The following is an 11,302-nucleotide window of genomic DNA, read 5'->3' on the forward strand; positions in this document are numbered from 1 at the left end:
GATAGTTTGTGTGCTTTTGCACGAGTATAAGCGTCTAAACAGCGGGAAAATTCACCCATACCCTACAGCGCAAAAAGGCCGGTGGTCAATAAACCACCAGCCATTAGCCTTGCGGCTAAGAAATTAAGTAATAATTACTTAACTTCAACAGTCGCACCAGCTTCTTCTAGCTCTTTCTTAAGTGCGTCAGCTTCTGCTTGAGAAACTGCTTCTTTAATTGCAGCTGGAGCGCCGTCAACTAGAGCTTTAGCTTCTTTAAGACCTAGGCCAGTTGCGCCACGTACTGCTTTGATTACAGATACTTTGTTTGCGCCAGCAGCAGTTAGGATTACGTCGAATTCAGTTTGCTCTTCAACAGCTGCTGCTGCTGGGCCGCCTGCAACTACTGCAGCTGCAGCAGAAACACCGAACTTCTCTTCCATAGCAGAGATAAGTTCAACAACTTGCATTACAGACATTTCTGCAACTGCATCTAGGATTTGCTCGTTAGTAATAGACATAACAATTCTCTTTTAAGTCAACAATAAGTTTATTTAGCAAACAATAAAAAGCAATGCGAATTACGCAGCTTCTTTTTGATCGCGGACAGCAGCGATAGTACGTACCAGCTTGCCAGCAGAAGCTTCTTTCATGCACATCATTAGGCGTGCGATTGCTTCGTCGTAAGTTGGTAGTGTCGCTAGTAGTTCAGCGTCAGTTAATGCGCCTTCAAATGCAGCTGCTTTGATTTCAAAGTGCTTGTTCTCTCTAGCGAAGTCTTTAAAAAGACGCGCTGCAGCACCTGGATGCTCGTTAGAGAATGCGATCAAAGTAGGACCTACGAATACGTCTTGTAGACATTCGTAAGCTGTGCCTTCCACTGCGCGACGTGCTAGAGTATTACGAACAACTCTCATGTAAACACCCGCTTCACGGGCTTGTTTACGTAGAGAAGTCATCGCGCCTACTTGAACGCCACGAGAGTCAGCAACAACTGCAGAAAGTGCACCACTGGCCGCTTCGTTGACTTCAGCAACAATTGCTTGTTTGTCTTGAAGGTTTAAAGCCATCTTGGATTTACTCCTGGTTGTCGTTACACCACTCACTATTATCACAACAGTGAGAGTTATTTCGGTGCAGTCCCAGAAGAAAGTTTATCTATTCAAAAAATAAATTATGCTTTCTGTCAGTTCGGGCACCATCTACGTAGGTACGATTAAGTCATTTATCAAACAGACAAATAACGCCTACGGTCTTGGACGGAGACTGGGTCATAGTTCTAAGAACTAAAATCAGCCCCAACCACAAATATTAGGCGCAGAATTATACACAAATTCCACACCTAATCAAATGTATTATTACGCTTGAGCGTTTAGCGTGTTCTGATCAACAGCAACACCAGCACCCATCGTAGTAGAAATGCTTACTTTCTTCAGGTAAGTACCCTTAGCAGAAGAAGGTTTCGCTTTCTTAAGTGCAACTAGAAGAGCTTCTAAGTTCTCTTGCAGTTGGTTAGTTTCGAAAGAAACTTTACCGATAGTTGTGTGGATGATGCCATTTTTGTCGTTACGGTAACGAACCTGACCTGCTTTAGCGTTCTTAACCGCTTCAGCAACGTTAGGAGTTACAGTACCAACTTTAGGGTTTGGCATTAGACCGCGAGGACCAAGAATGGTACCTAGTTGACCTACAACGCGCATTGCATCTGGAGAAGCAACAACAACGTCAAAGTTCATTTCGCCTTTCTTCACTAGCTCAGCTAGATCTTCCATACCCACTAAATCTGCACCAGCAGCTTTAGCCGCTTCAGCGTTTGCACCTTGAGTGAACACTGCAACACGTACTTCACGACCAGTACCGTGTGGCAGAACAGTTGCACCACGTACGTTTTGGTCAGATTTACGAGCATCAATGCCAAGGTTCACAGCAACGTCTACAGACTCAACGAATTTAGCCGTTGCAAGTTCTTTAAGAAGAGCTACTGCTTCGTTGATTTCGTATTCTTTAGTTGCGTCAACTTTCTCACGGATAGTGCGCATACGCTTAGTTAGTTTTGCCATGATATTAACCCTCTACCACTAAGCCCATTGAACGAGCAGTACCCGCAATAGAACGTTTCATCGCTTCAATGTCAGCACCAGTCATATCAGCCGCTTTCGCTTCTGCAATTTCTTGGATTTGAGCATCAGTAACCGTGCCCACTTTTTCAGTGTTTGGACGGCCTGAACCAGACTTGATGCCTGCAGCTTTCTTCAGAAGAACAGCCGCTGGAGCAGTCTTAGTTACGAACGTGAAAGAACGGTCGCTGTATACAGTGATAACAACTGGAGTAGGCAAGCCTTTCTCCATTGATTCTGTTCTTGCGTTGAACGCTTTACAGAATTCCATGATGTTAACGCCACGTTGACCTAGTGCAGGACCAACTGGTGGACTTGGGTTCGCCATACCAGATGCAACTTGCAACTTGATATAAGCTTCAACTTTCTTAGCCATGATATTTCCTAAATGTGGGTACAAACGCCAATCAGCTGATCAGCTCCCCGGTTACTTTGTCATAAAGACGTGTAAATAAGGCGCGAAATTATAATCACATTTCACGCCCTTAACAACCCTAAAAGGTGTTTTTTTAATCAAGCTTATCGACTTGGCCAAACTCAAGTTCAACAGGAGTTGCACGGCCAAAGATAGATACTGACACTTTAATGCGGCTCTTCTCGTAATCTACTTCTTCAACGGTGCCGTTGAAATCAGCAAATGGACCTTCATTAACACGAACCACTTCACCTGCTTCAAACATCGTCTTAGGACGCGGAGCTTCGCTCGCTTTCTCTAGACGATTAAGAATCGCATCGGCTTCTTTGTCAGTGATAGGTGCAGGACGATCGGAGGTTCCACCAATGAAACCCATTACACGAGGAACACTACGAACTAAGTGCCAGGACTCATCATTCATGAGCATCTGTACCAATACATAGCCTGGGAAGAACTTGCGCTCACTTTTACGGCGTTGACCTGCACGCATTTCAACAACTTCTTCGGTTGGAACAAGAACTTCACCGAAGAATTCTTCCATTGCGTGCATCTTGATATGCTCACGCAGCGATTGCGCTACGCGGCCTTCAAATCCAGAGAAGGCTTGAACTACATACCAGCGTTTTTTAGGAGCTTCACTCATGTATTAAACCCTCTATACCCCAGTCACGAAAGCGACAAGACGAACCATAATGCCGTCGATGCCCCAAAGTGCTAGAGCCATTACGATACTTACAGCTAAAACGATTAATGTTGTTTGCATGGTTTCTTGACGTGTCGGCCATACCACTTTGCGAACTTCCATACGAGATTCACGCGCAAACGCAATCGCCGCTTTTCCTTTTGTGGTTGTCGCAGCAACACCGAGTGCTGCAATAATCAGCGCAACCACACCTGCAGCGCGAAGCACTACAGACATTTCACCATACAGGTAATTACCCACAACAGCGGCAGCTAACAGAGCAAAAGTGACAATCCACTTAAATGTGTCTGCTGCACTTGAGCTATCAGGAATTTCAGCATTGTTTGCTTTCATAAACCAACCTGTTACAAGTCTTAACATAGACGACAACAACCCCGCTGTTGCAGGGCAAATCCATAGCACAGGTAAAGCTACCTATACATACTCATCAAGATAGAAATGTCTCTATCTTAAATCCTTTGCACTGGCTTTATCGACCAACAAATCGACAACGGCCAAATTTAGTGCAGAAAAAGGGCATCAAATGATGCCCTTTTTGGTAGTCGTTAGTCAAATACTATTCGTATTTAAACGGCTAAATCAGCAATTAAGCGATAACTTTAGCAACAACACCAGCACCTACTGTACGACCGCCTTCACGGATCGCGAAACGTAGACCTTCATCCATCGCGATTGGAGCGATTAGCTCTACAACCATTTGGATGTTGTCACCTGGCATTACCATCTCTACGCCTTCTGGTAGAGAGATATCGCCCGTTACGTCCGTTGTACGGAAGTAGAACTGTGGACGGTAGCCTTTGAAGAACGGAGTATGACGGCCGCCTTCATCTTTAGACAGTACATACACTTCTGACTCGAACTTAGTGTGTGGAGTGATTGAACCTGGTTTCGCTAGTACTTGACCACGTTCTACTTCATCACGCTTAGTACCACGTAGAAGTGCACCAACGTTCTCACCTGCACGACCTTCGTCAAGCAGCTTACGGAACATCTCAACACCTGTACAAGTCGTTGTGATTGTGTCTTTGATACCAATGATCGCAACTTCGTCACCTACACGTAGGATACCGCGCTCGATACGACCAGTTACTACTGTACCACGACCTTGGATTGAGAATACGTCTTCGATTGGTAGTAGGAATGCTTGGTCTACTGCACGCTCAGGCTCTGGAATGTAAGTGTCTAGCGCTTCAGCAAGTTCAATGATTTTCGCTTCCCACTGCTCTTCGCCGTTTAGTGCGCCTAGTGCAGAACCTTGGATAACTGGTAGGTCATCACCTGGGAAATCGTACTCAGATAGAAGCTCACGAACTTCCATTTCTACTAGCTCTAGAAGCTCTTCATCATCAACCATGTCACATTTGTTCATGAATACGATGATGTAAGGAATACCAACTTGGCGACCAAGTAGGATGTGCTCACGAGTTTGTGGCATTGGGCCATCTGTTGCAGCAACAACTAGGATACCGCCGTCCATTTGCGCAGCACCTGTGATCATGTTTTTAACATAGTCAGCGTGTCCTGGGCAGTCTACGTGTGCGTAGTGGCGTGCTGGTGTATCGTACTCTACGTGAGAAGTATTGATTGTAATACCGCGCTCGCGCTCTTCTGGAGCGTTATCGATAGATGCGAAGTCTTTCGCTTCACCACCGTACACTTTTGCAAGTGTAGTACAGATAGCAGCAGTTAGAGTTGTTTTACCGTGGTCAACGTGGCCGATAGTACCAACGTTTACGTGCGGTTTCGTACGTTCAAATTTTGCTTTAGACATGAGTTGTCCCTCTAGGTACGGATTTAGGTGGCNTGGGCAGTCTACGTGTGCGTAGTGGCGTGCTGGTGTATCGTACTCTACGTGAGAAGTATTGATTGTAATACCGCGCTCGCGCTCTTCTGGAGCGTTATCGATAGATGCGAAGTCTTTCGCTTCACCACCGTACACTTTTGCAAGTGTAGTACAGATAGCAGCAGTTAGAGTTGTTTTACCGTGGTCAACGTGGCCGATAGTACCAACGTTTACGTGCGGTTTCGTACGTTCAAATTTTGCTTTAGACATGAGTTGTCCCTCTAGGTACGGATTTAGGTGGCTTTGATGACCACGCAACCAAAATTATTGGTAAGGAGTATATATCAAAAGGAGATAATTGCTTGGAGAGCTGGTGCTGATACCCAGAGTTGAACTGGGGACCTCACCCTTACCAAGGGTGCGCTCTACCGACTGAGCTATATCAGCACTCAAAAATTGGAGCGGGCAGCGGGAATCGAACCCGCATCATCAGCTTGGAAGGCTGAGGTAATAGCCATTATACGATGCCCGCACACGTAACTCTGAGAGCTATTTCCTTAAGAATATGGTGGAGGGGGACGGATTCGAACCATCGAAGGCGGAGCCGGCAGATTTACAGTCTGCTCCCTTTGGCCACTCGGGAACCCCTCCAAATTTTTTCTTCATTCTTTCGAAAAAGAATGGTGCCGACTACCGGAATCGAACTGGTGACCTACTGATTACAAGTCAGTTGCTCTACCTACTGAGCTAAGTCGGCATAAGTGGAGCGCATTCTATTGAATGATGCTCAGCCTTGCAAGCCTAAATATTAAAAAAAAACCAATTTTCCATAAATCTCGCCTGTTCGTTGCTTTTTCAAGCAAAATGCGTTTTCTCACTCAATTCTATCGTTTAAGGCATTTCCATTCTTTTCACCTTAATGTATGTTTCATCCTCTTCTTTTTTCTGTCATTCATCGTTAGGTATTTTATGGGTCCTTATATCTCTTTTGATCGCAATCAATGGGCCGAGCTACGTAACTCTGTCCCAATGACTCTCTCTGAGGCTGACTTAAAAGAGCTACAAGGTATTAATGAAAACCTAACGATGAAAGAAACGGCTGAGATTTATCTGCCTTTGGCTCGCTTACTTAATTTATACGTAGCCGCCAGACAAAGCCGAAATGCGGTTTTGCATCAATTTCTCGGTAATACCGATATATCGCCTCCTTTTATCATCGGCATCGCAGGAAGTGTCGCCGTTGGGAAAAGTACCACGGCGCGTTTGTTAAAAGCGCTTCTTTCACGCTGGGAGAATCATCCCAAAGTTGAACTGATTACGACAGATGGGTTTCTTTTTCCCAACAAAATTCTTAATGAAAGAGGAATTATGGGGAAAAAGGGGTTTCCTGAATCTTATGATATGAAACGTCTGGTACAGTTTGTGTCGGATGTTAAAGCAGGAAAAAGAAATGTAAGCGCGCCGATCTATTCACATCTTACTTACGACATCACGACTGAAGAGAAAGTCGTCGATAGGCCAGATGTGTTGATCATTGAAGGATTGAACGTCTTGCAAAGCGGCATGGATTATCCACACGATCCACATCGAGTGTTTATATCTGATTTCTTAGATTTCTCACTGTATGTCGATGCGGACAGTCAACTTATTGAAAAGTGGTATGTTGAACGCTTTATGAAGTTTCGTCACAGCGCCTTTAAGGAGACGGGATCGTACTTTAGCCACTACACAAAACTGTCTGAGCTAGAGGCGAGAGAAAAAGCTGAGAGCATTTGGCACTCGATCAACGGTAAAAATCTGCAACATAATATTTTACCGACCAAAGAGCGCGCTCAGTTAGTTTTGCGTAAAGGCCTCAATCATACTGTGGAAGAGATACTACTAAGAAAATAGTTTGGTAAAGCGGTTACTCTGCCTTGCGTAACGATATTTCGCCACCAATGTAACTCTCCATTCCATTCTCTGTTTCTAGCAACACCGCTCCATATTCGTTGATCCCGTGCACCACGCCATAGACCTCTTTGGGGCCCATAAGCAGTTTAACTTTTCGACCAATAAAGTTATCGAGTCGATTCCAGCGCGGTATAAAATCCTTCATCCCATAAAGCTCGTAATCACGTAGCGCTTGGTCTAATGATTGAATAAAGACAATAGCGAGCAAGTTCCTGTCTATTTTCAGACCGTCGGCTACCTGCGACAAACTTGCCCATGGCTGGTCAATGGCTTGCTCATTTTCGGGCATGAAAATGTTCATTCCCATCCCAATCACTAAATGTGCCGCTGCGCCAGCCTGCCCTGTCATTTCTACTAAAATGCCCGCCAGCTTTCTATCCTGAAAATAGAGGTCGTTCGGCCACTTAAGCTTTACACCGTCAAATCCGATACTTGATAGCGCTTCCACAATCGCGACCCCGACCACAAGGCTAAGCCCCATTGCGGCCGCCATCCCCGCGTCGAGTCGCCAGTACATGGAAACATAAAGATTGCTGCCAAAAGGCGATATCCACTGACGCCCGCGCCGACCCCGTCCATTAGCCTGATACTCTGCTAAGCAAACGCTTCCCGAAGCAAGGTTATCCACACGTTCTAACAGGTATTGGTTGGTTGAATCGATAATGGGGAAAAGCTCGACAGGGTTACGCACGGCATTTTGGATCTGTGTCGCATCAAGTAGATTCAGTGATTGAGCAAGCTGATAGCCTTTGCCTTGGACGCGGAAAATATCAATTCCCCACTCCTGAATCCCTTTAATATGCTTACTGACTGCGGCGCGAGAAATACCAAGTTCTGCTCCTAGCAACTCACCAGAACAAAACTCGCCACTGGCCAGATGACGAAGTAATGATAGTTTGACACTGTGCTCTTTCACTTTAATTCCTTAGCAAGATGCTCAAGGTTCGTTTCACCAATCGCATCTAAAAATCGGACTTCATGCTCTAAAGATATCGAAAATTTATCCTGAACTGCTATGCAAACTTTAATCGCTAGTTGAATGACGTCAAAGGCTGTAGCGCTACCTTTATTTACCAACACTAAAGCTTGCTTCGGATGCACTTGAGCATCACCTAAGCTATACCCTTTGAGCCCACACTGATCAATCAACCACCCAGCCGCTACTTTTCTGCCTTCTTCCACGGGGTAAGAAACAAGATCGGGATGACTCTCAAGAAGAGCCTGCCAATGTTCTAAACTAATAATTGGATTTTTAAAGAAGCTTCCTGCGTTACCTAGCACCCGCGGATCGGGTAATTTGGCATTGCGAGTAGCGCATACCCGTTTATAAATATCAATAGCTTGGCAGGTGTGACCATCCAGTTCTTGCAAAGGTCCATAATTCAGTACGGGTTGCCATTGCTTCAATAGCTTTAGTCCTACCGCTACAACGATCGCGTTACTGTGCAAAGCGTGCTTAAAAATAGAATCACGATAACCAAATAGACATTGTTTGGCGCTCAGGCGCTTGACGGTTAAGGAGTCTAAACAGAGATAATCAACGTAATCACACACATCTTGAAACTCTACACCATAAGCGCCAATATTTTGGATAGGAGCAGAACCTGCACAACCAGGTATCAAAGCCAAATTTTCAAGACCTGCAATGTTTTGCTTCACTGCCCATTCAACAAGTGAAGGCCAATCCTCACCACCAGAAACATGCAAATAATGGTAATTATCATCCTGCGTGTGCTGTAACCCTTTCAGTTGGTTGCTTAAAACCATTCCATGAAAATCACAAGTAAAAAGAACATTGCTACCTTTTCCTAACATCAACTTAGGCAAAGTCTGCCATTCTGCGCTCTGGTAAATTTCCACCAAATCTTGCACAGAGAAAACTTCAGCTAATAATTGACAAGATTGTTCTAGGCCAAAAGTGTGATATTTTTTTAAGCTCGCATTGGGATGTAATTGCATGGCATTCTATGGATAAATTAAACTCACGCCATTCTACAACAGATAACTATTCGAAGCAGGAAGAAATGTGGCAACTACAATTTGACATACTCCCCCCGATAAAACTTCCTTTGATCAAGCGAATGTACAAAGAACATTACCCTTCAGCAAAAGCTAGGAAAGATGAATTGTGCGTTATAGGCACGCTCGATGGGCAGATATCTGCTGTTGTCAGATTTAAAAATATTGATGTATATCGATTACTGACTGGCATGCTTGTGCTGCCAGAAAACCAAAAAAAAGGGATTGGGTCGCAGTTGCTCAATTATTGCAGCGAGAATATTCTCAATAATCAGGATTATTGCTTCGCATACGCTCATCTTGAGCCCTTTTATGCTCGTCATGGTTTTCACTCCATAATGACAGAAGAACTACCAATAGCTCTTATGCAACGGTTTGAGCGGTATGTATCCAGTGGTAAAGATCTCATTCCTATGAGATACCTAGGCTAGTATGACGAGAATGCGCGGCTTTTCTAGCAATTGAACCGTTGAATTTGGTAATATCCCCAGTTCGCAATTTTGCAAATAAGTAAGGTAAATCATCCAATATGATTGCTCATAGAAACCCATTCGAGCGATTGCCGACCATCGCACAATCACCGGATCATTTTGAAGTTTTATTTTCGGCAAAAGAATTTAAAAATCATCTGATCCAGTCGATCCGTCAGGCAAGTAAACGAATCTATCTTGTAGCGCTGTATTTAGAAGATGACGAAGCAGGCAGAGAAGTTTTAACGGAGCTATATAATGCCAAGCAAAGAAACCCTGGCTTAGATATTGCGATTTGCGTTGATTGGCATAGAGCGCAACGTGGATTAATTGGTGCGGCCGCTTCGGAAGGCAATGCTTCAATGTATCAAGAGTTCTCTCAGAACCACGAACACGCCATTCCCGTATACGGCATCCCTGTGCGAGGTCGCGAAGTTTTTGGTGTTTTACATCTCAAAGGTTTTATTGTCGACGACCAGGTGATCTATAGCGGAGCAAGCCTTAATAACGTTTATTTGCATCACAAAGAGCGCTATCGATTCGACCGCTATCACACCATCGACAACCAATCCCTTGCCGATAGCATGATACAATTTATTCAGCAAAAAATGATAAGTCATCCTGCTGTCAATGACTTATCAAACACATCGAAGCCAACGACGAAAGATATCAAAACTGACATTCGGCAATTTAGAGCCTCTCTAGCAACAGCAAACTATGAGTTTGAGTCACAGATCCCAACAGCCGATCAAGTGGCTTTGACGCCACTGGTGGGTATTGGAAAGCGTCGAAATAAACTCAACCACAATATTAACCAACTGATCGCTCATGCTAAAGATGAAGTCTTTATCTGCACTCCGTATTTCAATTTTCCAAAAAGTGTCGCTAAAGAAGTTAAGAAAGCATTGAAACGGGGTGTAAAAGTTCACATTGTCGTTGGCGATAAAACGGCAAACGACTTCTATATTTCCCCAGAGCAAACCTTCAAAACAATCGGCGGCTTACCTTATTTATATGAGCTTAATCTACGCCGTTTTGCCAAAGTAAATGAAGCCCATATTGCCAGTCGAAATCTTTCTATCCATCTCTGGAAACATGAAGAGAATAGCTTCCATCTAAAAGGCGTATGGGTGGATAAGCGCTACATGTTGATCACTGGTAATAACTTAAATCCAAGAGCATGGAAGCTCGATCTCGAGAATGCCATTCTCATCCAAGATCACTATCACCACTTAACACCTAAGTTTGAGCAAGAGATCGACAACATCCTTCGACACACTCAACTTGTTTGTACCTACAAACAACTAGAGAAGATAGAAAACTACCCTGATGCGGTACAAAAACTACTGCGCAAAGTAACGCGAGTTAAGGCCGATAGAGTGCTCAAACAGATTCTGTAAAGCACAACACTAAACGATTAGCCGACACAACGTGTCGGCTTTTTTATATGCCTACACGTTGTTTTCATATGGCTATTGATTGAGATAGTAGCGCCTTTCATGCAGCTACTCTGTTCGATGAACATAAACCAAAAGAATTTCAGCGCTCAAGAGGACATCAAGGAATAAGCACAGGGAATCTAGTTGCAATAGAGATAGCTTAAAACGACTTAAGCAGCTCATTGAAACTCAAACGAAAAAAGCCCTGCTATTACTAGCAGGGCTTCTTAATAAGTGGCGGAGCGGACGGGACTCGAACCCGCGACCCCCGGCGTGACAGGCCGGTATTCTAACCAACTGAACTACCGCTCCGCAGCGTGTCTGGTTAGACAATATTCAAAGCCTGGCGATGTCCTACTCTCACATGGGGAGACCCCACACTACCATCGGCGCTGTTGTGTTTCACTTCTGAGTTCGGCATGGA

At 44.5% G+C, this 11,302-nt stretch carries 12 protein-coding genes, 5 tRNA genes, 1 rRNA gene and 1 pseudogene; 3 read left to right on the forward strand and 16 right to left on the reverse strand.

Annotation, left to right across the window (positions count from 1 at the left end; translation table 11 throughout):
• Positions 1-134: 134 nt before the first annotated feature.
• The 12 genes and pseudogenes from rplL to AACU59_RS10870 all read right to left on the reverse strand — a co-directional run bounded on the left by rplL (position 135) and on the right by AACU59_RS10870 (position 5,754).
• Complete coding sequence (rplL, locus tag AACU59_RS10820; RefSeq protein ID WP_010318962.1) at positions 135-500, reverse strand: 50S ribosomal protein L7/L12; 366 nt, start codon at positions 498-500, stop codon at positions 135-137.
• A gap of 60 nt (positions 501-560) precedes the next feature.
• Positions 561-1,049: a 50S ribosomal protein L10 gene (rplJ, locus tag AACU59_RS10825; protein ID WP_026027617.1), complete on the reverse strand. Its 489-nt coding sequence runs from the start codon at positions 1,047-1,049 to the stop codon at positions 561-563.
• 288 nt (positions 1,050-1,337) lie between these two features.
• Positions 1,338-2,039 (reverse strand): 50S ribosomal protein L1, encoded by a 702-nt coding sequence (gene rplA, locus AACU59_RS10830; RefSeq protein WP_013857952.1) that lies wholly within the window; start codon positions 2,037-2,039, stop codon positions 1,338-1,340.
• A gap of 4 nt (positions 2,040-2,043) precedes the next feature.
• Positions 2,044-2,472 (reverse strand): 50S ribosomal protein L11, encoded by a 429-nt coding sequence (gene rplK, locus AACU59_RS10835; protein ID WP_010318965.1) that lies wholly within the window; start codon positions 2,470-2,472, stop codon positions 2,044-2,046.
• 133 nt (positions 2,473-2,605) lie between these two features.
• On the reverse strand, positions 2,606-3,154 hold the full coding sequence (nusG, locus tag AACU59_RS10840) for a transcription termination/antitermination protein NusG (protein WP_013857954.1): 549 nt from the start codon (positions 3,152-3,154) through the stop codon (positions 2,606-2,608).
• Between the two features lie 12 nt (positions 3,155-3,166).
• Complete coding sequence (gene secE / locus AACU59_RS10845; RefSeq protein WP_026027616.1) at positions 3,167-3,547, reverse strand: preprotein translocase subunit SecE; 381 nt, start codon at positions 3,545-3,547, stop codon at positions 3,167-3,169.
• Positions 3,548-3,800: 253 nt separating this feature from the next.
• A complete protein-coding gene (tuf, locus tag AACU59_RS10850) occupies positions 3,801-4,985 on the reverse strand; it encodes an elongation factor Tu (RefSeq protein WP_013857920.1) in 1,185 nt (394 codons plus the stop codon).
• Between the two features lie 39 nt (positions 4,986-5,024).
• A pseudogene (locus tag AACU59_RS18165) lies at positions 5,025-5,267 on the reverse strand (GTP-binding protein); the annotation flags it as partial.
• Positions 5,268-5,368: 101 nt separating this feature from the next.
• Positions 5,369-5,444, reverse strand: a tRNA-Thr gene (locus AACU59_RS10855).
• Between the two features lie 10 nt (positions 5,445-5,454).
• A tRNA-Gly gene (locus AACU59_RS10860) sits at positions 5,455-5,529 on the reverse strand.
• Between the two features lie 34 nt (positions 5,530-5,563).
• Positions 5,564-5,648: transfer RNA gene (locus tag AACU59_RS10865), tRNA-Tyr, on the reverse strand.
• A gap of 30 nt (positions 5,649-5,678) precedes the next feature.
• Positions 5,679-5,754: transfer RNA gene (locus tag AACU59_RS10870), tRNA-Thr, on the reverse strand.
• Positions 5,755-5,966: 212 nt separating this feature from the next.
• Between AACU59_RS10870 and coaA the strand changes: the two genes are divergently transcribed.
• A complete protein-coding gene (gene coaA, locus AACU59_RS10875) occupies positions 5,967-6,890 on the forward strand; it encodes a type I pantothenate kinase (RefSeq protein WP_010318972.1) in 924 nt (307 codons plus the stop codon).
• A 13-nt stretch (positions 6,891-6,903) separates the two neighbouring features.
• On the opposite strand, the gene birA is transcribed toward coaA, so the two are convergent.
• Together birA and murB are read right to left on the reverse strand one after the other, a co-directional pair.
• On the reverse strand, positions 6,904-7,866 hold the full coding sequence (birA, locus tag AACU59_RS10880; RefSeq protein WP_094145052.1) for a bifunctional biotin--[acetyl-CoA-carboxylase] ligase/biotin operon repressor BirA: 963 nt from the start codon (positions 7,864-7,866) through the stop codon (positions 6,904-6,906).
• Positions 7,863-8,909: a UDP-N-acetylmuramate dehydrogenase gene (gene murB / locus AACU59_RS10885; protein WP_161437819.1), complete on the reverse strand. Its 1,047-nt coding sequence runs from the start codon at positions 8,907-8,909 to the stop codon at positions 7,863-7,865. Before murB ends, birA begins: the two co-directional genes overlap by 4 nt.
• Positions 8,910-8,917: 8 nt before the next feature.
• On the opposite strand from murB, the gene AACU59_RS10890 reads away from it, so the two are divergent.
• Positions 8,918-9,400: a GNAT family N-acetyltransferase gene (locus tag AACU59_RS10890; protein ID WP_013857960.1), complete on the forward strand. Its 483-nt coding sequence runs from the start codon at positions 8,918-8,920 to the stop codon at positions 9,398-9,400.
• Positions 9,401-9,498: 98 nt separating this feature from the next.
• The gene (gene pssA / locus AACU59_RS10895; RefSeq protein ID WP_094145781.1) at positions 9,499-10,839 is read left to right on the forward strand and encodes a CDP-diacylglycerol--serine O-phosphatidyltransferase; all 1,341 of its coding nucleotides are present in this window, start codon (positions 9,499-9,501) and stop codon (positions 10,837-10,839) included.
• Between the two features lie 274 nt (positions 10,840-11,113).
• On the opposite strand, the gene AACU59_RS10900 is transcribed toward pssA, so the two are convergent.
• Both AACU59_RS10900 and rrf read right to left on the reverse strand, forming a co-directional pair.
• Positions 11,114-11,190: transfer RNA gene (locus AACU59_RS10900), tRNA-Asp, on the reverse strand.
• Positions 11,191-11,219: 29 nt separating this feature from the next.
• Positions 11,220-11,302, reverse strand: a 5S ribosomal RNA gene (gene rrf, locus AACU59_RS18170); the annotation flags it as partial.

The sequence above is a fragment of the Vibrio sp. V23_P3S9T160 genome (assembly GCF_963886625.1).
Taxonomy (GTDB): Bacteria; Pseudomonadota; Gammaproteobacteria; order Enterobacterales; family Vibrionaceae; genus Vibrio; species Vibrio anguillarum.